This is a genomic window from Pseudotabrizicola sp. L79 (genome assembly GCF_036553525.1).
In the GTDB taxonomy this organism is placed as follows: domain Bacteria; phylum Pseudomonadota; class Alphaproteobacteria; order Rhodobacterales; family Rhodobacteraceae; genus Pseudotabrizicola.
This window is the reverse complement of sequence record NZ_JAZHDA010000057.1, coordinates 22,735-48,268: the sequence shown is the minus strand read 5'-3', so window position 1 is coordinate 48,268 and position 25,534 is coordinate 22,735. Positions and strand designations below refer to the sequence as shown.

20 protein-coding genes are annotated in these 25,534 nt (G+C 63.6%); 6 read left to right on the top strand and 14 right to left on the bottom strand.

Features of this window, described 5'->3' with window-relative positions; genetic code table 11:
* The 10 genes from V3C85_RS18445 to V3C85_RS18400 all read right to left on the bottom strand — a co-directional run bounded on the left by V3C85_RS18445 (position 1) and on the right by V3C85_RS18400 (position 10,896).
* Complete coding sequence (locus V3C85_RS18445; RefSeq protein WP_331796973.1) at positions 1-690, bottom strand: recombinase family protein; 690 nt, start codon at positions 688-690, stop codon at positions 1-3.
* A 400-nt stretch (positions 691-1,090) separates the two neighbouring features.
* Positions 1,091-1,783 (bottom strand): phosphate regulon transcriptional regulator PhoB, encoded by a 693-nt coding sequence (gene phoB / locus V3C85_RS18440; protein ID WP_331796971.1) that lies wholly within the window; start codon positions 1,781-1,783, stop codon positions 1,091-1,093.
* Between the two features lie 7 nt (positions 1,784-1,790).
* The gene (gene phoU / locus V3C85_RS18435) at positions 1,791-2,507 is read right to left on the bottom strand and encodes a phosphate signaling complex protein PhoU (RefSeq protein WP_331796970.1); all 717 of its coding nucleotides are present in this window, start codon (positions 2,505-2,507) and stop codon (positions 1,791-1,793) included.
* A gap of 4 nt (positions 2,508-2,511) precedes the next feature.
* Entirely contained in the window at positions 2,512-3,309 is a 798-nt protein-coding gene (gene pstB, locus V3C85_RS18430) for a phosphate ABC transporter ATP-binding protein PstB (protein WP_331796969.1), read from the bottom strand.
* Between the two features lie 19 nt (positions 3,310-3,328).
* Positions 3,329-4,672 (bottom strand): phosphate ABC transporter permease PstA, encoded by a 1,344-nt coding sequence (gene pstA, locus V3C85_RS18425; protein ID WP_331796968.1) that lies wholly within the window; start codon positions 4,670-4,672, stop codon positions 3,329-3,331.
* The gene (pstC, locus tag V3C85_RS18420; RefSeq protein ID WP_331796966.1) at positions 4,669-6,129 is read right to left on the bottom strand and encodes a phosphate ABC transporter permease subunit PstC; all 1,461 of its coding nucleotides are present in this window, start codon (positions 6,127-6,129) and stop codon (positions 4,669-4,671) included. Before pstC ends, pstA begins: the two co-directional genes overlap by 4 nt.
* A gap of 59 nt (positions 6,130-6,188) precedes the next feature.
* Positions 6,189-7,226, bottom strand: coding sequence for a substrate-binding domain-containing protein (locus V3C85_RS18415; RefSeq protein ID WP_331796965.1), 1,038 nt, complete (start codon positions 7,224-7,226; stop codon positions 6,189-6,191).
* Between the two features lie 186 nt (positions 7,227-7,412).
* Positions 7,413-8,786, bottom strand: coding sequence for an aspartate aminotransferase family protein (locus V3C85_RS18410; protein ID WP_331796964.1), 1,374 nt, complete (start codon positions 8,784-8,786; stop codon positions 7,413-7,415).
* 19 nt (positions 8,787-8,805) lie between these two features.
* Complete coding sequence (locus tag V3C85_RS18405) at positions 8,806-10,299, bottom strand: NAD-dependent succinate-semialdehyde dehydrogenase (protein ID WP_331796962.1); 1,494 nt, start codon at positions 10,297-10,299, stop codon at positions 8,806-8,808.
* A 120-nt stretch (positions 10,300-10,419) separates the two neighbouring features.
* On the bottom strand, positions 10,420-10,896 hold the full coding sequence (locus V3C85_RS18400) for an Lrp/AsnC family transcriptional regulator (protein ID WP_331796961.1): 477 nt from the start codon (positions 10,894-10,896) through the stop codon (positions 10,420-10,422).
* A 71-nt stretch (positions 10,897-10,967) separates the two neighbouring features.
* Between V3C85_RS18400 and ehuR the strand changes: the two genes are divergently transcribed.
* The 4 genes from ehuR (at position 10,968) to doeB (ending at position 15,393) form a co-directional block, all read left to right on the top strand.
* Positions 10,968-12,341 (top strand): MocR-like ectoine utilization transcription factor EhuR, encoded by a 1,374-nt coding sequence (gene ehuR, locus V3C85_RS18395; RefSeq protein WP_331796960.1) that lies wholly within the window; start codon positions 10,968-10,970, stop codon positions 12,339-12,341.
* Between the two features lie 81 nt (positions 12,342-12,422).
* Complete coding sequence (locus V3C85_RS18390) at positions 12,423-13,184, top strand: aspartate racemase/maleate isomerase family protein (protein ID WP_331796958.1); 762 nt, start codon at positions 12,423-12,425, stop codon at positions 13,182-13,184.
* Positions 13,185-13,198: 14 nt separating this feature from the next.
* On the top strand, positions 13,199-14,380 hold the full coding sequence (gene doeA / locus V3C85_RS18385; RefSeq protein ID WP_331796957.1) for an ectoine hydrolase DoeA: 1,182 nt from the start codon (positions 13,199-13,201) through the stop codon (positions 14,378-14,380).
* Between the two features lie 5 nt (positions 14,381-14,385).
* Positions 14,386-15,393, top strand: coding sequence for a N(2)-acetyl-L-2,4-diaminobutanoate deacetylase DoeB (doeB, locus tag V3C85_RS18380; protein WP_331796956.1), 1,008 nt, complete (start codon positions 14,386-14,388; stop codon positions 15,391-15,393).
* 6 nt (positions 15,394-15,399) lie between these two features.
* Here the strand turns inward: doeB and V3C85_RS18375 are convergent, their stop codons facing one another.
* A complete protein-coding gene (locus tag V3C85_RS18375; RefSeq protein ID WP_331796955.1) occupies positions 15,400-19,377 on the bottom strand; it encodes a non-ribosomal peptide synthetase in 3,978 nt (1,325 codons plus the stop codon).
* Entirely contained in the window at positions 19,374-20,747 is a 1,374-nt protein-coding gene (locus V3C85_RS18370) for an oligosaccharide flippase family protein (protein WP_331796954.1), read from the bottom strand. The genes V3C85_RS18375 and V3C85_RS18370 overlap by 4 nt, the downstream gene beginning before the upstream one ends.
* Before the next feature lie 210 nt (positions 20,748-20,957).
* Between V3C85_RS18370 and V3C85_RS18365 the strand changes: the two genes are divergently transcribed.
* Complete coding sequence (locus tag V3C85_RS18365) at positions 20,958-22,322, top strand: NAD(P)/FAD-dependent oxidoreductase (protein WP_331797242.1); 1,365 nt, start codon at positions 20,958-20,960, stop codon at positions 22,320-22,322.
* Between the two features lie 6 nt (positions 22,323-22,328).
* Here V3C85_RS18365 and V3C85_RS18360 read toward each other — a convergent pair whose 3' ends face one another.
* Positions 22,329-23,108 carry a helix-turn-helix domain-containing protein gene (locus V3C85_RS18360; RefSeq protein ID WP_331796953.1) on the bottom strand — a complete coding sequence of 260 codons (780 nt, stop codon included), beginning with the start codon at positions 23,106-23,108 and terminating at the stop codon, positions 22,329-22,331.
* 72 nt (positions 23,109-23,180) lie between these two features.
* On the opposite strand from V3C85_RS18360, the gene V3C85_RS18355 reads away from it, so the two are divergent.
* Entirely contained in the window at positions 23,181-24,557 is a 1,377-nt protein-coding gene (locus tag V3C85_RS18355; RefSeq protein WP_331796952.1) for an SLC13 family permease, read from the top strand.
* A gap of 47 nt (positions 24,558-24,604) precedes the next feature.
* On the opposite strand, the gene V3C85_RS18350 is transcribed toward V3C85_RS18355, so the two are convergent.
* Positions 24,605-25,525 carry a Gfo/Idh/MocA family protein gene (locus V3C85_RS18350; protein WP_331796951.1) on the bottom strand — a complete coding sequence of 307 codons (921 nt, stop codon included), beginning with the start codon at positions 25,523-25,525 and terminating at the stop codon, positions 24,605-24,607.
* Between the last annotated feature and the right edge of the window lie 9 nt (positions 25,526-25,534).

Here is a 25,534-nt window from a genome sequence, read left to right as displayed (position 1 = left end):
CTAGTCATCGACCTTTTTCTTCCGACCCTGATAGACGCCACGCGCCTTCGCCTTCGCGATGCCCTCTGCCTGCCGCTTGCGGATGATGTTCCGCTCGAACTCGGCAAACGCGCCCATCAACTGCAACTGCAACCGACTAAAGGCGTCGTCGGTGTCGACCGTGAAGGTCAGACGCTCGGACAGGAACGTGATCGACACGCACTTGTCGTTCAGCGTCTGGATGATGCTTTGCAGATCGCGAAGGTCGCGCGCGAGGCGGTCGATGCTGAACACGATGACCTCATCGCCCTGCCGAACGAACGCGATCATCTCCTGCAACGCGGCGCGATCCGTGTTCTTGCCGCTGACCTTCTCTTCGAAGACCCGCTCGACCTCGCCCAGGTCTTGCCGCTCGAGGTTCTGATCGATGGAGCTGACCCGCCGGTATCGTATCCGAATAGCGAGGAGCACCGGTTTTCGATCGGCCTGAGTGTCCTTTCCGAGGCGAGGGAAGAGGTGCTGCAGCACCATTATTTTGCCGACTTCAAGCTGAAGAATAGGGTGCAACCGTCCAACCGCAGGCTCCGGCGCGTGGCAGGGTTTGCACAGCAGCGGATGCGAGTAGAACCGAACGCGGAAGGTCGTCGGGGCGTGTTCAAAGGCGACAACACCGCGACGGATCACTACCTGATCCTGTTCTTTGGCAACCACGAGGTCGCGTCGGCCAAGCTATCTGACTTGCAAGAGATCGACACTGGCGCACTTGGAAACGCGGGGCACGTGCGGCACTTGCGACGATCAACACCAACTACTTGGAACGAAACCGGGTTCTCGGCGAGGCAGAGAGGTGCGGGGCGTTCAGTGACGGAGATACAAGGGCATCTACCGGACGATGCGGCCGTGCTTTGATTCAGCGTTTCGGCAGAGCATTCTCAATTGGCAAACAGGACGTCTGGCGAGGCGGTCTTGGCCGACGTGCCGTCGATCAAGATCGTATCTGGCAAATCATTTGCTTTGCCGATTGACGTCAAAGCAGGCTGAAAACACGAGTTCGAGCCGTTCATAATCATCTCTTGAAACGGCCAGCCGTGCACTTGGGATCCCTGCAGGATCAGCCCAAGGCATAGCCCGCGCCGCGCACCGTGCGCAGCGGATCTATCCCGCCGTGCTGCATCAGGCTTTTGCGCAACCGGCCGATATGAACATCGACGGTGCGGGTATCGACATAGATGTCGCGGCCCCAGACCCGATCCAAAAGCTGCTCGCGGCTCCAGACCCGGCCCGGCTTTTCCATGAAGGTAACCAGCAGACGAAACTCGGTTGGCCCCAGTTTCAGCACCTTGTCATCGCGGTAAACGCGGTGGGTTTCGGGATCGAGACGGATGTCTTCGAATTCCAGTGTGACCCCGATGGTTGACGGGCGCACCCGGCGCAGTTGCGCCCGTGCCCGCGCCATCAGTTCCAGCACCGAATAGGGCTTGATCACATAATCATCGGCCCCGGTTTCAAGGCCGCGGATCTTGTCCACCTCTTCGGCACGGGCCGACAGCATGATGATCGGGATGGCCCGCGTCTCGGCGCGCAGTTTCAGCCGCCGACAGACTTCGATGCCCGACAGTTTCGGCATCATCCAGTCCAGGATGATGATGTCTGGCGCCTCTTCCTCGACCAGCATCATGGCATCTTCGCCATTATCGGCCTGAACCACGCGAAAGCCCTCGGCTTCGAGATTATAGGCCAGCACTTCGCGTTGTGCCGGTTCGTCTTCGACCAGCAGCACGGAGGGATGAGAAGATGCAGACATGGGGGCCTCAGCTTTGATCCGTCGGGGGCAGGGTGGTCATATCCGCCTTGGGGCGGTCGGTGTCGGGCAACTGCCCGTTCACCAGATAGATCACCTGTTCGGCGATGCCGGTGGCATGATCGCCCACGCGTTCGATGTTCTTGGCGATGAAATGCAGATGCATGCAGGCGGTGATGTTGCGCGGGTCTTCCATCATATGGGTCAGGAATTCGCGGAACAGGGCATTATACATCTGATCAACATCGGCATCGCGCTTGCGCACATCTTCGGCCAGCGCCGCATCGCGGGTGGCAAAGGCATCAAGCGCATCGCGCAACAGCGCCACGACCGAGCGCGCCATCCGGGCGATCGAGCCGGTGGAGCCGCTGACCAGTTGCATCTGATTGAGCACGAGCGAGCGTTTGGCCAGATTCTTGGCATAATCGCCCGAGCGTTCAAGGCTGCCCACGATGCGCATGACCGTCAGCACAGTGCGCAGATCGCCCGCGGTGGGGGACTGGGTGGCGATGATGCGGGCGCATTCGGTGTGGATCATTTCTTCCAGCGCGTCGATGGCGCGGTCGCCCTGGCGGACCTGTTCGGCCAGCGCCTCGTCGCGTTTATCAAGCGCCTCGGCCGCGCGCAGCAGGGCATCTTCGACCATTCCGCCCATACGCAAGACCTGCGCCTGAACGGATTCAAGGCTTTTGTCAAAGGAAGACCGGATATGTTGTTCCATGGGCATGTCCTTAGCCGATCCGGCCAGTGATGTAGGATTCAGTGCGCGGATCGCGCGGATTGGTGAAGATCTGGCCGGTTTCGCCATATTCGACGAGATTGCCCAAATGGAAAAAGGCGGTGCGTTGCGAAACGCGGGCGGCCTGTTGCATCGAGTGGGTGACGATCACGACCGAAAACTGGCTGCGCAATTCGTCGATCAGTTCTTCGACCTGCGCGGTGGCGATCGGGTCGAGGGCCGAGCAGGGTTCATCCATCAGCAGCACCTCGGGCGAGGTGGCGATGGCGCGGGCAATGCACAGGCGCTGTTGCTGGCCGCCCGACAGGCCGGTGCCGGGGGCGTGCAGGCGGTCTTTCACCTCGGTCCACAATGCGGCCTTGCGCAGGCAGCTTTCCACCACCTCATCCAGTTCGGCCTTGTTGCGGGTCAGGCCGTGGATCTTGGGGCCATAGGCCACGTTGTCATAGATGGATTTCGGAAAGGGGTTTGGCTTTTGAAACACCATGCCGACCTTGGCACGGAGGCGCACGGGATCGACGCGCTTGTCGTAGATGTCTTCGCCGTCCAGCAGGATTTCGCCCGTCACGCGGGCCGAGGCCACGGTGTCGTTCATGCGGTTCAGGCAGCGCAGGAAGGTGGATTTGCCACAGCCCGACGGGCCGATGAAGGCGGTGACGGAGCCCGACAGGATATCGACATCGACATCCTTCAGGGCATGGGTTTCACCGTAATGCACATTCACGCCGCGGGCCGTGATGCGGGGGGTGCGATCTGACACAACCCTCTCCTCGTATTGGATGTCTTTCATTGGGCTCATATCTTCCATGTTACCACCGACGCTCAAACTTGCGACGCAGAATGATGGCGGTGACGTTCATCACGACAAGAAACGCCAGCAGCACGATGATGGCCCCGCTGGAGCGTTCGATAAAGGCCGGGTCCGAGCGCGAGGCCCAGGAATAGACCTGCACGGGAAGGGCCGTGGCGGGGTCGAGAAAGCCCTCGACCGGGGCGGCGGGGTAGTTGTCGACAAAGGCCACCATGCCGATCAGCAACAGCGGCGCGGTTTCGCCAAGGGCCGAGGCAAGGCCAAGGATGGCACCGGTCAGGATGCCGGGCATCGCCAGTGGCAGGACGTGGTGGAACACGGTCTGCATCTTTGATGCGCCCACGCCAAGGGCGGCGTCGCGGATGCTGGGCGGCACGGCGCGGATGGCCGAGCGGGTGGCGATGATGATGGTGGGCAGGGTCATCAGCGACAGCACCAGCGCGCCGACAAGGGGAGAGGATTGCGGGAACTGGGCAAAGTTGATGAAGACCGCAAGGCCAAGGATACCAAAGACGATCGACGGCACCGCGGCGAGGTTTGAGATATTCACCTCGATGATGTCGGTCAGGCGGTTCTTGGGGGCGAATTCTTCCAGATAGATGCTGGTGGCGACGCCGATGGGCACGCAGATCAGCGCCACAAGCAGCATCATATAGGCCGAGCCAAGGATGGCGACGCCCAGGCCCGCGGCCTCGGGGCGCTGGTCCGACGCGTCGGGGCTGGTCAGAAAGCGGGTGTTGAACGGGGCGGTCAGGATGCCTTCGGCGATCAGGCGGTCGGCCAGATCCAGCATGGCGGGGCTGATCTGGTTGTCGCGCAGGGCGGTTTCGCGGGTGACGCGGCCTTTCAGATAGCCGTCGATCCGCCCGGATGCCAGCACGCTGCGGGTTTGGGTGGTGTCAAGCAGGCTGGGGTCGGCCAACACTTCGGCGCGCAAGACGCCGGGCGCGTCTTTCGACAAAAGCCCCGCCAGATCCTTGGCGCTGATGCCGTCGGTGGGGATGCCGCGGGCGGCCAGTTCGGCGTTGAACGCGGCGGTGATCAGCTTGCCATAACCGATGGTGGTGACCTTGGTCATCTCGGCACGGTCGCCGTTGCCCTTGGGGTCCAGCACGTCAGAGGACAGGGTGATGGGGAAGTTCAGCTTGGCCTGCCGAAAGGCGCTGAGACCGTCAGAGAAGATCGTCCAGATCATGATCGCCAGCACGCCAAGGCTGATCGAGATGGCGAACATGCCATAGGCCTTGAAGCGCTTTTCGGCGGCGTTGCGGCGGCGCATCTCATCGCTGCCCGTGAGGATCGAACTGGCCGGAGCGGGGGAGGCAGAGGTCATGTCGGTCATTCGTATTGCTCACGATACTTGCGGACGATGTAGAGGGCAAAGACGTTCAGCCCCAGCGTGATGACGAACAGGGTGATGCCCAGGGCAAAGGCGACCAGCGTCTCGGGGCTGTTGAAATCGGTGTCGCCGGTTAACTGGCCGACGATCTTGACCGTCATCGTTGTCATCGCATCAAACGGGTTGAGGCTGAGTTTGGCGGCGGCGCCTGCGCCCATGGTGACGATCATCGTCTCGCCGATGGCGCGGCTGGCGGCCAGCAGAATGGCGCCGACGATGCCGGGCAGGGCGGCGGGCAGAATGACCTGCCGCACGGTTTCGGATTTGGTGGCCCCAAGGCCCATGCTGCCATCGCGCAAGGATTGGGGCACGGCGTTGATGATGTCATCAGCCAGCGACGAGATGAAAGGAATGTTCAGGATGCCGATCACGATGCCCGCCGTCATCACCGACGAGCCCGAGGTGCCAAGGCCGAAGGGCTGGGCGAAATAATCGCGCAGGAAGGGGCCGACGGTGACAAGGGCAAAGAGGCCGAAGACCACGGTGGGGATGCCGGCAATCACCTCGATCAGCGGTTTGATCCAGGCGCGCAGGCGGGGGCTGGCATATTCGGCAAGATAGATCGCGGTGAACAGGCCCAGCGGCACCGCCACGATCATCGCCACAAAGGAAATATACAGCGTGCCCCACAGCAGCGGCAGGAAGCCAAGCTCTGACCCGCCGCGGAAATTCGGGCTCCAGGTCAGGCCCAGGAAAAAGTCTTTGGCCGGGTATTGCTGAAAGAAGTTCAGGCTTTCCGACAGCATCGACCATATGATGCCCACCGTGGTCAGGATCGCGATGGACGATGCGGTGACAAGGATCGCCAGCATGACGAATTCCACCCGGTTGCGGGCCCGAAACTGGGCATGCGTGCAGGTCAGCGCATAGGCAAGGCCCGCCAGCGCCACGGCCACCACCACGATCATCCGAGACAGGGCGCCGATTTCGGCCAGCACCCGGTATTCCTGTGCGGCGGCAAGGGTTTCGGCCCCGACATTGGCCCCCAGCGCCACGCCCACACCGCCCAGAAGGGCGCGGATATCGGTGGTGGTGATGTCAAGGGTGCCGGCCTGATCGGCTGTCAGCGCCCCGGTCGAGACGGCGGCATCCAGCCCGCCCGCCACCCGGCGCACATCGGCCATGGCAAGGGTAAAGGCGGTGTCATCGGCCACCACTTCGGCCGGCAGCAGTGCCGCGATCTGGCGTTCAACGACAAGGGGTTGCGCGATCAGCCAGATCAGCAACAGGGCAAAGGCGGGCAGGGCCGCCATCAGCGCCGCGTGCCAGCCGTAATAGCCGGGCAAAGAGTGCAACAGGCGCACATTGCCCGCCACACCGTAAATCGAGCGGGCGCGGCCAAGGACAAAGCCCGTGCCGGCAATCACAAGGATCAGTGTGGTCAGAAGAAGGACGGTCATTCGCGACAGCTTTCGTCAAAGGGCAACTGGGGGGCCAAAGCCCCCCAGCCGTGTTTCGATCAGTTCAGCGGACCCATCGGGGTTTCGTCGGCCACCATCGCCTGGGTGGCGGCCAGTTCCGGGTCAGACACAAGGCCATAGGCCGCCAGCGGGCCATCGGGGCCAGCCATATCGTCAGAGACGAAGAATTCGACATATTCCTTAAGGCCCGGGATCACGCCCAGATGCGCCTTCTTGACGTAGAAGTAGAGCGGGCGCGACACCGGATAGTCGCCAGCGGCAATCGCCTCGGTCGTTGGCACAACGCCGTCGATGGTGGCCACGCGCAGCTTGTCGGTGTTGTTTTGATAGAACGACAGGCCGAACACGCCCACGCCGTTCTTGTCGGCGTCGATGCGGGCCAGCGTTTCGGTATAGTCGCCGTCGATGTCGATCGAGCGGCCATCGGTGCGCAGGTTCATACAGGCGTCTTCGGCCTTGTCTTCATCGCCGGCATTGGCGGCCTTGAAGGCTTCGAATGCGCCGGTGGCTTCGCAGCCTGCGATGATCACCTTGGTGTCAAAGACTTCGCGGGTGCCGTGCTTGGTGCCCGGAACGAAGACCAGAATTTCCTGATCGGCGAAGGCCGGGTTGACTTGCGACCAGTTGGTGTTCGGGTTCGGCATCAGCGCGCCGTCCTTGACCACATCGGCCGCCAGGGCGGTGTAGATGTCAGCGGGGGTAAAGGCGAATTCGGGGCCGTTCACATCAGAGGCAAAGACGATGCCATCATATCCGATGCGAACTTCCATGATTTCTTCGACGCCATTGGCCTTGCACAGGTCGATGTCCGACTGGCTGATGCGCGACGAGGAATTGGCGATATCGACAGTGTTTTCGCCCACGCCTTCGCACAGTTTCTTGCGGCCAGCGCCCGAGCCGCCGCCTTCGACGACCGGCGACAGGAAGTCGAAGTTTTCGCCAAAGGCTTCGGCCACGATGGTGGCATAGGGCAGAACCGTGGAAGAGCCGGTGACCTGAATCTGGTCGCGGGCTTCGGCGGCGGTGGCGGCAGCGGCAATGGCCAAAGCCGAGGCGGAAATCTTGAACATCGTCATGGATCGCTCCTGTGTTGGACGAGAGGCGCGACCCGGTCTCGAGTCGGCCTTCGGCGTTGGGGATAGCGGTCAGGCGTGACGCTTATGGCAAAGTTTTATGACAGTTGCATGACACCGGCTCGGGGCGGAGTGCCTAATGAAAAACGCCGGGCTGGGCCCGGCGTTTTGGTGTGCTGTAGGGCACTGTCAGCCCAGAACGGCTTTCACCGCGCGGCTGGTGGCAGCGATGACGGTATCCGCCTCGTCGCGGGTCAGGCACAGGGGCGGGGCAAAGCCCAGGATATCGCCCTGTGGCATGGCGCGGCCGATCACGCCCTGATCCAGCAGGGCGGCGGCGATGGCCGGGCCGATCTTTCGGGCGGGGTCGAAGAAGCGGTGGTCGTCGCGGTCTTCGACGAATTCGACGGCGGCCATCAGCCCGTCACCGCGCACCTCGCCCACATTTTTGTGGCCAGCCAAGGCATCGGTCAGGCCCTGCCGGAAATAGGCCCCGGTTTCGCCCGCGTTGCGGACCAGATCCAGATCGTCGATCAGTTTCAGATTGGCCACCCCGGCCGCGGCGCAAATGGGGTGGGCCGAATAGGTCCAGCCATGGCCGATGGGGCCAAAGGCGTCTGAGCCCTGCACCAGCACATCCCACATGCGGTTCGACACGATCGACCCCGACAGCGGCGCATAGGCCGAGGTCAGGCCCTTGGCGATGGTGATCAGGTCAGGCTCCATCCCGTAATGCGTGCTGCCAAACATGGTGTCCAGGCGGCCAAAGCCGGTAACAACCTCATCCGCCACCAGAAGGATGTCGTATTTGGTCAGCACCGCCTGAATCGCTGCCCAATAGCCCTTGGGCGGGGGCACGATGCCGCCGGTGCCCAAGATCGGCTCGCCGATGAAGGCGGCGATGGTGTCGGGGCCTTCGGCCAGGATCATCTCTTCCAGCTTGGCGGCGCAATGGGCGCTGAATTCTTCCTCGGTCTGGTCGCGGTTTTCGCGGCGGAAGTAATAGGGGGCTTCGGTGTGCAGGATGGGCGCGCGGGGCAAATCGAAATGGGCGTGGAACAGCGCAAGGCCCGTCAGGCTGCCCGTCATGACGCCCGAGCCGTGATAGCCGCGCCAGCGGCTGATGATCTTCTTTTTCTCGGGGCGGCCAAGGATGTTGTTGTAATACCAGATCAGTTTGATGTTGGTTTCATTGGCATCCGAGCCTGACAGGCCGAAATAGACCCGGCTCATGTGATCGGGGGCGCGTTCGATGATCATGCGGGCCAGGGTGATGCTGGCCTCGGTGCCGTGGCCGACATAGGCGTGGTAATAGGCCAGCTCATGCGCCTGTTTGGCAATCGCCTCGGCCACTTCGGTGCGGCCATAGCCGACATTCACGCAGTAAAGGCCGGCAAAGGCATCAAGGCTGCGCTTGCCGGTGCTGTCCTGGATATAGCAGCCCTGACCGCCCGCAATCACCCGGCGGGGCGTGTCGCCGCGCGCATGCATCCCCATGTGGGTAGAGGGGTGGAAGAAATGGTCGCGGTCCCAGGCGTTCAGGTCATTCTCACGATCAAGCATTTTTCGTCCTTTCTGGCCTTCAGGCGGCGGTGTCGATGCAGATATATTTAAGCTCGGTAAAGGCTTCCATCCCGTGGCGCGACCCTTCGCGCCCCTGGCCGGATTGCTTCCAGCCGCCAAAGGGGATGGGCCCCCCCGTGATCTTGACACGATTTACGGCGATCATGCCAAATTCCAGCGCGCGTGACAGCCGCAAGGCCCGCGCGCCGTCGCGGGTGATGACATAGGCCACCAGCCCATAATCGGTGTCATTGGCCCGCGCGATCACCTCGTCCTCGGTGTCAAACCCCATGATCGAGGCGACGGGGCCAAAGGTTTCTTCACGGTGGATCAGCGCGTCTTGCGGCACATCGACCAGCAGCGTGGGCAGATAGGCCAAGGGCAGGTCGGGATGGACCGCGCCGCCCGTGACAACCCGGCCGCCACGGGAAACCGCATCATCCACCTGCGCGGCCACCTTGGCAAGCGCGCGGCTGTGCATCAGGGGGCCGATGTCTGTGCTGTCGGCAAGCCCCGGCCCAACCCTGAGCGCCTTGATCCGCTGTGCGAATCTGGCGGTGAATTCGGGCAGGATCGCGCGGGCGACATAAATCCGGTTGGCGGCCAGACAATCCTGGCCCGAGGTTGCAAATTTGGCATCCATCGCGATCTGAACGGCCCGGTCGATATCGGCATCGTCGAACACGATCAGCGGGGCGTGGCCCCCCAGTTCCATCACAAGATGCTTGATCGTCGGGGCACATTGGCCCGCGATCAGGCGACCCACTTCGGTTGATCCGGTAAAGGACAGGGCACGCAACCGGGGATCGGCACACATGCGGCCCACGATGGTGGCGGCATCGCCCGGCACGACGTTCATCACCCCTGCGGGCAGCCCGGCGCGTTCGGCCAGTTCGGCCAGTGCCAGCGCCGACAGCGGCGTTTCTGCCGAAGGATGCACCACCGTGGTGCAGCCCGCCGCAAGCGCTGCGGCGACCTTGCGGGTGATCATGGCGCTTGGGAAATTCCAGGGCGTGACCACCCCCACCGGGCCAAGCGCCTCGCGCCGCACGATCATTTCGGCCCCGTGCAGATGGGGGGTCACGCCCTCGGCGTTGATCCGCTGCGCCTCGCCTGCATACCATTCCAGAAACTCGGCCGCATAGGCGATTTCGCCGCGGGATTCGGCCAGGGGTTTGCCCTGTTCCAGGGTCATGATCAGGGCCAGATCATCGGTCGCGGCCCGCATCAAGTCGCCCCAAAGGCGCAGGATGCGCGCCCTGTCTGCGGGTAGGCGGTCGCGCCATGTGGCAAAGGCCTGAGTGGCGGCGGCAATGGCGGCATCGGTTTCGGCGGGCCCAAGGCTGGCCACGCGGGCGACCAATGCGCCGCTTGCCGGATCGGTTACGGCAAAGTCAGCCGCATCGGGGGCCGATGTCCAGCGCCCGTTGATATAGCCAAGACCGCGCAGCAGGCTGCGATCTGCAAGATGCGAAAGGGCATGATGGGTGGTTTGCGAGCTATGGGCATTCATCGCGGGGGGTCCTGTCCGGTTTCACCCAAGATGATGCAGCTTAGGCAGAGAAGGGGGCCAAACTGGGGGCCCGCCACAGGTATTTTGCGCCCGAAAATGGGGGCTGTGTAGAGACTTTCTCTATTTCTCGGAAAACAGCGACAGGGGCAGGGTGGTGTCGTCCTTGACTGTTTTGGTCACGATATAAGTGAAATAGCGGTCGATGCCGATATCTTCGGCCAGCATCTGATCAATCAGGCGCTGATAGGTGTCGATGTCTTTGGCCACGACCTTCAGAATATAGTCAACACCGCCCCCCACCGACCAGCAGGCCGTCACCTCGGGCCGCTGGCCGATTGACTGTTCAAAGCGGGCGAAATCTGCCTGCCGGTGGTTGGCCAAGGTCACCTCGACCAACACGGTTGCGATGGGGGCGATCCGGCGCGGGGCAAGCCGTGCATGATAGCTCTCGATGATCCCGGCGTCTTCCAGTTTGCGCAGCCGCAGCCAGCACGGGGTGGGCGACAGGCCCACCAATTCGGCCAGCTTCAGCTTGGTGATCCGCCCGTCCCTTTGGACCGCGTCAAGGATCCGCAGGTCGATAGAATCCAGTTTCATCGGCTTATCCTGAATTTCGGTGTTTACATATTGATATGATTTTGAGCAGATTTACAATCATGACAAATTGGATGCCAGACCCGACTGCCCTCTCGCGCCCTGCCTATCTGGCATTGGCCGAGCAATTTGCCCGCGCGATTGAAAGCGGTGCCTTGCCGATCGGGGCCCGGCTGATGCCGCACCGCAAGCTGGCGGATGCCTTGGGTCTGTCGGTGCAGACTGTCAGCCGCGCCTATGACGAGTTGATCCGGCGCGGCTTGATCGCGGGAGAGGTCGGGCGGGGGTCCTTCGTGCTGTCGCCCTCGGGCGAGGCGCGCCAGCCCTATTTGCCCAACCGCGCCGGGGCGGTGATCGACCTGTCGATCCTGAAGCCGGTGATCGACCCCGCGCATCTGGAACGGTTTCGTCAGGGCTTTGGCTGGCTGGCGGAAAACCTGTCGGCAGGCGCGGCGCTGTCGTTTCGCCCGCAAGCCGTGATGCCGCGCCACTGGGCGGTGGCGGTGGATTGGCTGGGGGGATTGGGCGTGCCTGCCACGGCCGCGGGCATGGTGATCACCAATGGTGTGACGCCCGCGCTGACGGCGGCGATCATGGCCGTAGTGCCCTCAGGCTCTGGTCTGGCGGTCGAGGCGCTGACCCATCACACGATCAAGCCGCTGTGTGGCTATCTCGGGCTGCACCTAGACGGCGTGGCGATGGATGGCGACGGTATGATCCCGGCCGCACTGGATGCGGTGGCGCGGCGGGGGCATTTGCGGGCGGTCTATCTACAACCCAATGTTATCAACCCTTTGGCGCGGATGATGCCTGCGGATCGGCGGGAAGAACTGGTGCAGGTGGCGGCAAGGCATGATCTTGCGGTCATCGAGAACGACAGCCTTGGCCCGCTGATCAGCGACCCGGTGCCCCGGCTGGCCAGCCTTGCGCCTGACCGGGTGATTCACATCTCGGGCTTCAGCAAATACACCGTGCCGGGCTTGCGGCTGGCCTATCTGCACGCGCCGCCGCGCTTTGCCACGGCAGTGGCGAACCGGCATCTGGTGGCGCATTGGATGGCCACTCCGCCGATGGTGGAACTGTTGTCGCATTGGGTGCGGGAAGGTGTGGTGGCCGATCTGGCCACCGGTCAGGCCCGGGCGCTGGAGGCGCGGCATGATATGGCCGCGCAGGTTCTGGGTGCGTGGATGCCTGTCGCCCATCGGCGCAGCCTGCATCTTTGGCTGTCCTTGCCCACGGGCTGGGCCGAAGATGGGTTTGTCGCGCAGGCGCAACTGTGCGGTGTGGCGGTGGCCCCCGCGCAATCGTTCCGCGCGACCGAGCGCGACCGGAAAGAGGCGGTGCGCATCTCTTTGGGTTCGACCGGGGCAGAGGAGTTGCGGCGAGGGCTAACGGTGCTGCGCGACATTCTGAACCAGGCGCCCGAGGTGCCGCTGCCGACGATCTAAAATTGTCATGATATTATTTCGGAATTGACTTGATTTCTGGCTGAGCCAATCCTGTGGCATCTGGCTGGGAAAGGCGCTGTCATGACCGAGATTCGCATTGCTTCGCGCAGCCCGCGCCTTGACCCGCGCCCGATGCCGCATCGGGTTGGCGTGATTGCACTGTCCACCGACCACACGATGGAAGTGGATTACGCCCGCATCCTGACACCGCAGGGCATCGGATTTTACACGACGCGGGTCGAATTCGTGAACCCGGTGGCACCTGAAACCCTGCGGGCGATGGAGCCGCGGCTGGCGCAGGCGGCCGAACTGATCCTGCCGGACCAAGAGTTGGAAGCGATCGTCTTTGGCTGCACCTCGGCCTCGGTCTGTATCGGGGATGCGGCGGTGCGGGCGCAGGTGAACAAGGGCAAGCCCGGCTGCCCGGTGATCACGCCGGTTTCCGCGGCTGTGGCGGGGATGCGGGCGATGGGGGCCAAGCGGATTTCGGTGCTGACGCCCTATCTGGTCGAAACCTCGGCGCCGATGGCGGGGGTGTTCGAGGCCGAAGGCTTTGGGATCGACCGCTTTACCTGCCTCAACATGCCCGATGACCGCGATATGGCGCGGATCGCGCTGGACGAATTGGTGGATCTGGCGGCCGAGGCTGCCGACAAGGGATCGGATGCCCTGTTCATTTCCTGCACGGCGGTGCGGGCTGCGGGGATCATCGACAGGCTGGAGACGGCGACCGGACTGCCGGTGCTGTCCTCGAATTACGCCACCGCGTGGAATCTGGCGCGGATCTGTGGCGTGGGCGGGGCGATTGCGCCCGGCCATCTGATGACGCTGCCGTTGAACTGAAGGGGGGGATGGGAATGTCTGAGGTGCAATTGCGCTTTTCCCGCGAGGAATTTGCCGCACGGTTGTCAAAGACCCGTGCCGCGATGGAGGCAAAGGGGGTTGATCTGCTGATCGTGACCGACCCCAGCAATATGAACTGGCTGACCGGCTATGACGGGTGGTCGTTCTATGTGCATCAATGCGTGGTGGTGCCACCCCATGGCGAGCCGATCTGGTTTGGCCGGGGGATGGATGCCAATGGGGCGCGGCACACGGCCTATCTGCGGTCTGAAAACATGATCGGATACCCTGACCACTATGTGCAAAGCACGGAACGGCACCCGATGGATTACCTGTCGTGCCTGCTGACCGACCGGGGCTGGGGCGGGTTGCGGATTGGCGTCGAGATGGACAATTACTGGTTCACAGCCGCCGCCTTTGCCAGCCTGACGCGGGGCCTGCCCAATGCGCGGTTTTCCGATGTGACGGCGTTGGTCAACTGGCAGCGCGCCGTGAAATCGCCGACCGAGATCGACTATATGCGCAAGGCGGCGCGGATCGTTGAAGGCATGCATGCGCGGATCTTCGACAAGATCGAAGTGGGCATGCGCAAATGCGATCTGGTGGCCGAAATCTATGATGCGGGCATTCGCGGCGCGGGGGGCGTGGGCGGCGATTATCCGGCGATCGTACCGATGCTGCCCTCGGGGCCCGAGGCAAGCGCGCCTCATCTGACATGGGATGACCGGCCAATGCAGGCGGGGCAGGGCACCTTTTTTGAGATTGCGGGCTGCTATCACCGCTATCATGTGCCGCTGTCGCGTACGGTGTTTCTGGGCAAGCCGACGCAGGCCTTTCTGGATGCCGAGGCCGCGACGCTGGAGGGGATGGAGGCGGGCCTTGCGGCGGCCAAGCCCGGCAATGCCTGCGAAGATATCGCCAAGGCCTATTTCGCGGTTCTGGCCAAGCATGGGATCGTGAAGGACAGCCGCACAGGCTATGGCATCGGCGTCAGCTATCCGCCCGATTGGGGTGAGCGCACGATGAGCCTGCGCCCCGGCGACAAGACCGAGCTGAAGCCGGGGATGACATTCCATTTCATGACTGGGCTGTGGCTGGAGGATATGGGATTCGAGATGACGGAATCGATCCTGATCACCGAGACCGGGATGGAATGCCTTGCCGATGTCCCGCGCCGTCTGATGATCAAGGAGTAAGGGCGATGCGCGCTTCTCCGGTAACTGCCACGGTGGATTTCAACGCCGATGGCGTGCAGCATGGGTTTCTGAAGCTGCCCTACAGCCGCGACGATGCGGCTTGGGGGTCGGTGATGATTCCGGTCACGGTGGTCAGGAACGGGGTGGGGCCGACGGCGTTGCTGACCGGGGCAAACCATGGCGACGAATACGAGGGGCCAATTGCGCTATTTGATCTGGCGCGCAGCTTGCGCGCGGATCAGGTGACGGGCCGGGTGATCATCATCCCGGCAATGAACCAACCGGCCTTTGCCGCCGGAACCCGCACCTCGCCCATCGACCGGGGCAATCTGAACCGCAGCTTTCCGGGGCGGCCCGATGGCACGGTGACCGAAAAGATTGCCGACTATTTCCAGCGGGTGCTGTTGCCGATGGCCGATGTGGTGCTGGATTTCCACTCGGGCGGCAAAACACTGGATTTTCTACCGTTCTGTGCGGCCCATATCCTGCCCGACAAGGCGCAGGAGGCTGAGGCGTTTCGGCTGGTGCGGGCATTTGGTGCGCCATATTCCGTACAGATGCTGGAGATTGACGCAGTTGGCATGTTTGACACCGCTGCCGAAGACATGGGGCGGGTGTTTGTTACCACCGAACTGGGTGGCGGTGGCACGGCCAGTGCCCGCACCACCGAGATCGCCGTGCGCGGCTGTCGCAATCTGCTGATTGCAGCGGGGGTGGTGGCGGGCGAAATCGATGCACAGCCAACCGAATGGCTGGATATGCCTGACGGTGCGTGCTTCACATTTGCGCAGGATGCCGGGCTGATCCGGTTTTGTGCCGATCTGGGCGACTGGGTCGAACAGGGGCAGACGATTGCCTTGATCTATCCCACGGGGCGCACGGGAGTTGATCCTGTGGCGCTGCGAGTGGCGCGAACGGGGCTATTCACGGCGCGTCATTTTCCGGGGCTGGTCAAGCCGGGTGATTGCGTGGCTGTGGTTGCCGATAAAATCACCGATCCGACCGTCGCCTAAGCAGTATCAGTCACGGCGGGCCATCCGCTGCGCCATGTGGCGGGCCAGCCGGGCGACATGGGGCGGGGACAGCATGGTCAGGTGGCCTCCGGGAATGTCGATCACCTCGAACCCGGCTTGGGCCACAGGCGACCAGCCCAACCCATCCCGAGAGCTTTCAGGGCTGTCAAATACATTTTCCGTGGCACGGAAGATGGTCAGGGGCAGTTCGATCGGCTGTGCCTCATAGGCCTGCACCGCCAGTTCATTGGCCGCAACAAAGGTGCCAATGGTCAGAGGAGCGGCTTCGCCCTTTGCACTGGCCATCTTGACACGCGCCTTTTCAACGCGATTGCGCAGGTCGGTCAGCCGATTTGACAGGACATGCAAAAGATAGGCCGCCCCTTCGCCGCGCAGGCGGCGCACATGCACCATAAGACGCGCAAGGCCCCGCACGCGTGAACGCCCGCCCGGCCCCTCGGCGTCAAACAGGGCAATCATCCGCACCTCTCGGCCTGCGTCCAGCAGTTGTTGGGCCAGATCAAAGGCGATGTAGCTGCCCAGACTAACGGCGGCCAAGCTGATCGGGCCATCAGGGTAATGGCGCTGGATATCCTCGAAATAGCAGCGCGCCGTGGCCTCGACCCCGATAGGGGTGTCTTGGGTCAACAGGCCCACAGTCAGGCCCAGAACCGGCTGGTCAGGGCCAAGGGCTGCGGCCAGCGGGCGGTAGTATTCTTCGTTGCGGCCCAACACATGCACGCCAAACAAGGGCGGCAAGGTGCCGTTTGGCTGCACGGGAACAATGTAGCGCGGCCCGGTTTGGGCGGCATCGACTGTATCGGCAAGCTGGCGCGGTGTGGGGTTGCGATGCAGATCGCCAATGCCAAGGCGGTAGCCCAGCTCGGTTTCGATCTGGCCGATCAGGCGCACTGCTTGCAGAGAGTGGCCGCCCAGATCGTGAAAGTTGTCATCTGGCCCGATCTGATCAAAGCCCAAGGTGCGGGCCATCAGGCGGGCGATGTGCAGGGTGACCTCATCTGCTTCTGCCCCGACATCGGCCGAGGCTTTGTCGGCCTTTGGCACTGGCAGAGCGGATTTGTCGATCTTGCCGCCGGGGGTGCGTGGGAAATCATTCAGCACCATGATCTTGGGCACCATGTGGCCCGGCAACCGGCGCGCCACGGCCTGACGCAACTGCTCGGGATCAGGTGGGGCCTGACCATCGGCCCCCGTTGCCCAAGCCACCAGCCGCGCCTCTGGCGTGCCTTGAGCAAGAACCAGCGCAAGCGCACGCCCAACTCTGTCGTCTTGTTCAAGCACCCGTTCGACATGGCGCAGATCCAGCCGGAAGCCGCGCAGTTTGACCTGCCTGTCCTGCCGACCCAGAAAGGCCAACGTCTCGTCGGCGCGCCAACTGGCCCGGTCGCCGGTGCGATAAATGCGGCCTTGGCCGGTAAAGCGGTCGGGCTGAAAGGCGGCGGCGTTTTCCTCGGGGCGGTTGATATAGCCGTCAGAGACCGCAGGCCCGCCGATCCACAGATCGCCCGCCGCCCCCATCGGCGCCAAAGAGCCATCGGCCGCCAGCACATAGGCACAGGCATGAGCCGTGGGTTTGCCGATGGGAATATCATCGCCGGGCGAGACAGGACCGGGTTCATGCAAGGTGCAGGTGATTGTGGTTTCGGTCGGCCCATAGCCATTCAACCAGCGCACCTTGGGCTCAAGCCGTTGCCATGTGGCCAAGGCGCGCGGATTGATCTGTTCACCCCCTACGATCACCAGCCGCACTGACGGGGGCAGGTGATGCCCGTTCTGGGCCATATCATCGACCAGCACATGCCAAAAGGCCGTCGGCAGGTTCAGAACCGTCAACTTCAACGAACCCACAAGCGAAAGAAAGGCCGACATCCCGCCGACCATTGCCTCATCGCGCAGCACCAAATGGGCTCCGGCCAGAAGGGTGGGCAGGATTTCCTCGATCGAGACGTCAAAGGACAGGCTGGCAAATTGCAGAACCCGATCATCCTGGCTCAGCCCGAATTCGGCACCGATGGCGGCGGCATGGGCGGTGATGGCGCGCATCGGCACCTTGACCCCCTTGGGCACCCCGGTTGAGCCGGAGGTATAGATCACATAGGCCAGCCGGTCAGGATCGGGCGGGGGCAATGGCGGGGCCGATTGTGCCGGGGCCGCATCGGGGGCAATGACCCGCAGGCCGGTGGTTTGGGCGGGCAAGTGGCCGGGGCGGGCAATGATCAGCGATGCGCCGCTGTCAGTCAGCATATGCGCAATGACATCTGGTGGATAGCTTGGATCAACCGGCAGGAAGGCCGCGCCGGATTTCAACACGGCCAGCATGGCGATGACAAAGCCGGGTGAGCGTTCAAGGCAGATGGCGACGATCTGGCCGGGCCTCGCCCCTTGGGCGACCAGATCATGGGCCAGACCGTTGGCCTTTTGGTTCATGGCCTCGTGGCTCAGATGGTCGCGTTCTCCGACCATTGACAGGGCAGGGGCCGCGCCCGCCTGCTTGGCGGTCTCATTCAACAAAGTGGCAAGGCAAGGCAACAGTGGGGGCAGGCGCCGCTCGGGCCGCCCAAGGCTGAGCAACGCCGCCTCTTCGGCGCGGGGCAGCATCTTGAGCAATGAGAGCGGTTCGGACCCTGGCGCCTTGGCAAAACTGGCCAGAAGTTCGACAAGATGCTTCAGCATGGCACGGGCACGGTTGGCGGGAACGAGGGCCGGGTCATGCTCCATCTCGATCAGCATTTCACGATCGGCATAAACGGCCAGCGTGACCGGCATCGCGCCTTCTTCGTGCAGTGTGACCCGGCGCTTGTGCCATTCGGGGCCTAAAGCGCGCATGGATTGATTGAGGCTTTGCCGTTCAAACATGACCATGGTTTCAAACAGCGGCACCGAGCCGGGGATGCCGGCCCAACGGCGGATGTCGGTCAGGGCCGCATGTTCATAGGGGCGCAGCGCCAGCGTGGCACGGCGCAGGTCGGCCAGATGCAAATCAGCCTGTTTTCCGGCAGTCATCTGCATACGCAGGGGCAGCGTGTTGATCAGGCAGCCCACGGTTCTTTGGCAATCGGGGGCAATATAGCGGCCCGAGCGGGTGATACCGATCACCGCCTCGTCGCGGCCCGTCCAGCGGGCGACAACCATGCCCCATGCCGCGTGGATCAGATCGGCCAGTGTGGCCCCTGCCGCCTCGGCCCGTTCGACCAAAGCGGCGGACAAGGCAGGGTCGATCTGCCGGTGGATCTGCTGTTTGCGCAGGGCGCTGGTCTGCGCCGTATCCTGCGGATCATGGGTCAGCGCGTTGGGTTGGTCGAAATCCGCCAGAACCTGTTGGAAATGTGCTTTTGCCGCTGCTGTGTCACTGGTCAACAGGGCCCGGCAATAGTGCGAAAACCCGACCGAGTGGTCGGCTTCGGAGGGCATGGGGCGGCCTGCCAGCGTCTCAAACAGGTCTTCAAGCACGATGGTCATGCTGCGCCCGTCGATAAAGGCGTGATGCACCGTCCAGATCATGACCGACTGTCGAGGTCCCAGCCGGAACAGTTGCACGCGCCAGGGCGGGGCAGCTTCCAGATCGACGCCGCGCTCTCGGTCAGTGGCAAGCACCTGATCCAGCGTGATCTGTTGCTTGTTTGGGCTCATCTGTGACCAGTCTTCGTAGGTCAGGTCGATGTCGATATGGGGCCGGATCACCTGCACCGGCACATCGCGTTTGCGCCACAGGATCGACAGGCGCAGGGCCTCGTGCTGGGTGGCCACGGCTTGCCAGGCGGCGCGCAGGGCGGTGACGTCGATGTCTTCGTCTTCGAACTGCACCACGATCTGTTCGAGGTTGACCCAAGGCCGCCGGGCCAGCGTGCTTTCATAGACCATGCCCATCTGCATGGGGGTCAGGGGGCAGTGCGACCCGGCCTCGGCGGCGATGGCCGTGGCGGTGCCGATTGACGGGGGGGTGTCGGTGCCTCGGGTCTTCATGGCGGGCCTGCGAACAGGGTGATCAGGGCGCGGATGGCGGTTTGATCGACAAAGATCACCGCAATCGCCAAGGCAAGGCCAAGCACGGCAAAGAGGCCGTCATGCAGGCCATCCCAAGCGCCATGGCGCCGGGCCAGCCAGATCAGCACCGGGTAAACCAGGATCGACGCCAGGGCCTGCCCGGCCATGGCCCCGATCAGGCCCATCTGATTGGCCCCGACGATCATGAAAACCATCAGCAACACGGCCCGCGCGAGCGTCAGGTAAAAGTAGTTGCGGCTGTCGCCGGCGGCCAAGGCCGATTGATCGTAGGTCATGCCGATCACCGTGGGGATCTGGCTGACCGATATCAGCACCAGAATGGCCCCGGCGGCAGTGTAGCGGTCATCATAAAGAAAATCGACCAGCCATTCCCCGGCAAAGGCAGTCAGTGCCAAGATGGTAAAGATCGCCCCGGTCAGCAGGAACCGCATCTTGCGGATGGCCTGAAAATGCGCCGCCGATGCGCCGGGGGGGCGTTCACGATACAAGGGGATCAGGATACGCCCGGTGATCGTCTGGCCCAGCATCAGCGGGAAAGAGGCCAGAAAGAAGCCGATATTGTAAAGGCCCAGTTGTTCCAGCGTCAGATATTTGCCCAAGATCGCCTTGTCGCCCTGGGCCACCATGAAGCCGCAGGCCGTCGAAAGAAACAGCCAGACCCCGAAATGGATCAGGTCGCGCCCGGCCTCGGGTTCCCAGTGCAGGTGGTTGCGGTCGCCGGGCAGATACAGCGTCATCAACACCAGACGCGCCAGAGACGAGACGATCCAGCCAAGCGCCAAGGCCCAGACCGATTGCAAGGCCCAGGCCATCAGAACCATCGCAACGATGCCGATGGCCTGCGCGATCAGATCAAGCCCGGTGACGCGGCCCACCCGCAGATGCCGCAGGGCCGTGTCGATGCGCGTGGGTTCAAAACCATGGATCAGCAGCGAAATGCCCGCCACGGGCAACAGCAGCGCCAGCTGCGGCTCGGCGTAGAAGTGTGACACGGGCAGGGCCAGCGCCAGCGTGGCCAGCCACAAGATCACCCCGCGCACCACCTGAATGGTCCAGGCGGTGTTCAGAAAGGCAGGCTCGTCGCCGCGGCGGTGCTGCATGATCGACGGGGCCACGCCCACATCGGAAAACATGGTCAGCCCGACGATGAAGACCGAAACCAGCGCCATCATGCCAAAGGCTTCGGGAAACAGGATGCGCGTCAGGATCAGGTTCGAGGCCAGCCGCATGGCCTGACTGCCGCCATAGCCCAGCGCAGTCCATGCGGAACTGCGCATGACACGGGCGACCAATCCGTCGCCGCTCAGGCGGGCTATCAGCGGGCTCATGTCGTAACCGATCTGTCAGATGAGGCGGCAGGCCAAAACGGCCCGCCGAAGGGATCCCAACCTGCAAGGTGCCCGAGCCGGGCCTGCGGATCAAGGCCGTGTTGGGCAACGGACTGTTTTGAAATTGCTTTCTATGGGCAGGTGCGATTGCATGGGGCAAAGGGGCTGGCGGGTGGGCAGGCCCGTGCCACCATGGCGGGAAGGGCAGGGATGGAGCAAGGCAAGGTTTCGTTTTGGTGGCGCGACATTGGCCTGCCTGCGCGGCGGGCACCGCTGTCGGGCGACACTACGGCCGATATCTGCATCATCGGTGCGGGCTATACCGGGCTGTGGGCGGCGCATTACCTGAAACAGGCGCGGCCCGATCTGGATATTTTGGTGGTTGAAAAGGAATTTGCGGGCTTTGGCGCCTCGGGGCGCAATGGCGGCTGGCTGACGGGTGGGTTTGCCTGGTCGCATCGGCGCTATGCCACAGGGGGCGAGGCCCCGGTGCGGGCCATGGTGGCCGCGATGTTGGGCACGGTGGATGAGGTGATTTCCGTGGCCGAGGCGGCGGGGATTGATGCGGATATCTGCCGCACCGACGAAGTGATGGTGGCCACCAGCCTGGCGCAAGAGGCGCGGATGCGCGACGAGGTGGCGCAGCGCAGCCATTGGGGCGAGGCGGGGCGGCTGCATCTGATCGGTGCCGAAGATCTGGCCCGGCGCATTCGGATACCGGGTGCGCGGGGGGCTATGGTGGTCGAAGGTGTGGCGCGCATTCAGCCTGCCAAGCTGGTGGCGGGTCTGGCCCGGCTGGTCGAGGCGCAGGGCGTGCGGATTGTCGAAGGCACCGCCGTAACTGCGATTGCGCCGGGGGGTGTCAGCACCGACCGCGGTCAGGTGCGGGCGGCCACCATTCTGCGCTGCACCGAAGGGTTCACCGCCACGCTGCCGGGCCACCGCCGCGACTGGCTGCCGCTGAATTCGGCCCAGATCGTGACCGAGCCTTTGTCTGCCGCGCAATGGGACGAGATCGGCTGGCAGGGCCATGAAATTCTGGGCGATTTCGCCAATGCCTATTGCTATTGCCAGCGCACGCGCGAGGGGCGGATCGCGGTGGGCGCGCGCGGGGTGCCCTATCGCTTTGGGTCGGCCATTGATGCCGAGGGGCGGCCCGATGCCGAAACCATCCGGCGGCTGATGGCGATTTTGCACCGCCATTTCCCGGCGGCCCGCGGCGCGCAGATTGCGCATGCCTGGTGTGGGGTGTTGGGGGTGCCGCGCGACTGGTGCGCGACCGTGGGCTTTGATCCGGCCACGCGTATCGGCTATGCGGGTGGCTATGTCGGGGTGGGGGTGTCCACCTCGAACCTTGCCGGGCGCAGTCTGGCCGATCTGGCGCTGGGCCGCACAACGGCGCTGACGGGCCTGCCCTGGATCAACCGCCCCTTGCGCCTGTGGGATCCTGAGCCGCTGCGCTGGCTGGGGGTGCGGGGGATGTATGCGCTTTATGCCTTGGCCGACCGGGCCGAGGCGGCGGGGGGGCCACCGTCGCGTCTGGCGCGTTTTGGCAACTGGCTGAGTGGGCGCTGAGGCAGATCATTTCTGCTGGCGCCATTGGCTGGGCGACACCCCGGCCTGACGCCGAAAGGCCGCAACAAAGGCCGAAGGGCTGGAATAGCCCAAGGCAGCGGCCAACTCGGTGCTGGAGCGGCCCAGTTGCACGCCCTCGACCGCCAGAACAAAGCGCATCCGGTCGCGCCAGTCGCGCCAGCTGAGGCCGGTTTCGTGCTGGAACAGACGGCTGAGGGTGCGGGTGCTGATGCCTGCGCGGCTGGCCAGCAGGGCAAGGCTGTTGGCATCCCCCGGATGGGCCAGAAGATGCGATATGACGCGGGCAAGGCGTGCATCCCTGCCGCCGGGCAGGTGCAGATCGGGGCGGTCAAGGCGGGCGATTTCATCCAGCGCGACCCAGCCAAGGCGGCGCCGTTCGGGCCGTGTCAGGGGCGCGGCTGCGGTGTCGGTTGGGGCCAGGCGCCGCCCGATGCCCCGCATCAGCGGCGTGGCGCGCAGCATCACCGGGTGGTCGGGCAGGCCCGGGCGTCGGGCAAAGCGCGGGTGCAGCAGCAGGGTCTGAAACTCGGCCCGGTGGGCCACTTGCACCTGTGCCGCAGTGCCGGGGGGCAGCCAAAGGCCAAAGCGGTCGGGAATGAACCAACGCCCAGCCCCGGTTTCAACCCGCATCAACCCATCAAAGCAGAACATGACCCGAGCATGGTCATCGCCCATGGCCTGCCAATGCGCGCCCTGCGCCAGATGCCCCGACCATGCGGCCACGGGCAAATCGCTGTTTGGCTGAAAATCGACATCTTTTGTCATCTTGTCGTTCTATGACATCCGCGCTGCTGGGGCTAGTCCAAAGGCCAAGGCAACAGAAAGGCAAAACAGACCATGAGCCGCATTCGTGAATTGATCGTGCTGGGGGCGCTGATCCTGTCGGGCTGGGCCAGTCTGGCGCTGCCCGCGGGCATGACACCAGATCAGGCGCTGACCTTTGGGGCCATGCTGATCACGTTGTCTTTGTGGGGCACCGGGCTGGTGCCGGGCTATGTGGCCTCGACCTTTCTGTTCGCTGCGCTGATCCTGGCGGGGTTGGCCACACCGCAAGAGGTGTTTGCCAGCTTTTCCTCTTCGGCGATCTGGCTGGTGGTGGCGGGGTTTGTGATTGGGGCCGCGATCACGCAATCGGGGCTTGGGGCGCGGCTGGGGGCGCTGGCGCGGCCGCATCTGTCGAAAAGCTATGCCACCTTGATCGCAGGGCTGATGCTGCTGGGCATGGGGCTGGGGTTTGTCATGCCGTCGTCGCTGGGCCGGGCGGCAGTTCTGGTGCCTGTGGGCATGGCGCTGGCCGATGTGCTGGGGCTGGGCAAGGGATCGGCGGGCCGGACGGGGGTGGCCGTGGTAATCGCGATTGGCACCAATATGCCAAGTTTTGCCATTCTGCCGTCCAACATTCCCAATGTCATCTTGTCGGGGGTGGCCGAGCAATCCTTGGGCCTGCATTTCAGCTATGCCGACTACCTTTTGCTGCATTATCCCGTGTTGGGGGTGCTGAAATCGGTGGCCATCGTCGCGTTGGTTCTGGCGTTCTTTCCCGCCCGGCTCCAGCCGGCCGAGGCGGCATCTGCCGCGGCATCTGGGGGGTCGGGGCGGCGGCAGGGGGCGTTGCTGGGGCTGCTGGCGGTGACATTGGCGCTGTGGGCCACGGATCAGATCCACGGGATCAACCCGGCTTGGGTGGGGTTGGGCGTTGCGCTGGTGTTGATGGTGCCGCAATTTGGCTTTGTGCCGCCGCCGGTGTTCAAATCCTCGGTCGATTTCTCTATGCTGCTGTTCGTGGCAGGCGCACTGACCCTGGGCACGGTTGTCAATGCCAGCGGGTTGGGCAAGATCATCGCAGCCGAGGCTTTTGCGGTTTTGCCCTTTCAGCCGGGCCGTGATTTTCTGAACTTCATGTCCCTGTCGCTGTTGGGCACCTCGACCTCGATCTTTACCACCATGGCCGGGGTGCCAGCGGTTCTGACGCCCCTGGCCCCGGATCTGGCGCAAAGCACGGGGTTTTCGGTGCAGGCGGTGCTGATGACGCAGGTGATCGGCTTTTCCACCGTACTGTTTCCCTATCAGGTGGGGCCGCTGATTGTGGCCATGGGGCTGGCTGGTGAAAGCACAAGGCCCCTGCTTAAGGTGACGCTGTCGTTGTTCGTGATCACTGCGCTGGTCTTCCTGCCACTGGATTATCTGTGGTGGAAGCTGTTGGGGGTCATCTGAGCCCCCACTGGTGTGGGGGCAGGTGGCGGATTGCCAGGACTCGGAGCTTAAAAGCTGAAATCCTCAGTCTGGATGCGGCGGCCGAGGGTCAGGGCGTCGGCCACATGGATCATGGGTGTCAGATCAACCTCGGACTGACCCTGGCGCACCAGCTCTGCCATGCGCGCGTAAAGGGCCGGGTATTCGCCCATCAGGCTGTTGGCCCCGCCCGAGGGTTGGCCGTCGATTTCCAAAACATTGCCGCCCATGCGCAGGGCCAGACTGCCTTGGGGGGTCTGCACCTGAATGTCCCAGGTTTGCGGGCCGGTCTGGCGCCAATCAAAATCGGCGCTGACATTGCCGCTGAACGACAGGCGCGCGGCGATCGGGGTCTGGCGATTGGCGGGAAACTCCAGCTCGGCTGATTGCAGATGCACCGGGTCTGGCAGGATATGGGTCATGATCGACAGCGCATTGATGCCCGGATCAAAGACGCCCATGCCACCCGGTTCAAACACCCAGTCCTGACCGGGGTGCCATTTCCTGACATCCTCGCGCCAGGTGATCGTGGCTTTGGTCACGGTTTTGTCAGCAAGCCAGGCTTTGGCCGGGGCGACGGCATGGGCCATGCGGCTGTGCCATGTGGTATAAAGCGTCAGCCCCCGTGCGGCGGCGAGGGCGGCAAGGGCATGCACCTCGGCCAATGTGGCGCCGGGGGGCTTTTCCAGCATCACATGGCGGCCAGCCAGAAGGGCGGCTTTGGCGGCGGCAAAGCGCGGCACCGGGGGCAGGGCCAGTGACACGACCGAAACCTCGGGGTGGGCATCCAGCATCTGGGCCATGTCGGTATAGGCGGGCACGCCCGGCACGGTGCCATGCCGGCTGACGGTGGCCCCCAGCCGCCAGTCGGCCGAGGCGGCAAGGGCGGGGACATGCTGGTCAACGGCGATCTTGCCAATGCCGACGAGGGCGAGGGTCAGGGGTGCCATTGGTGGGTA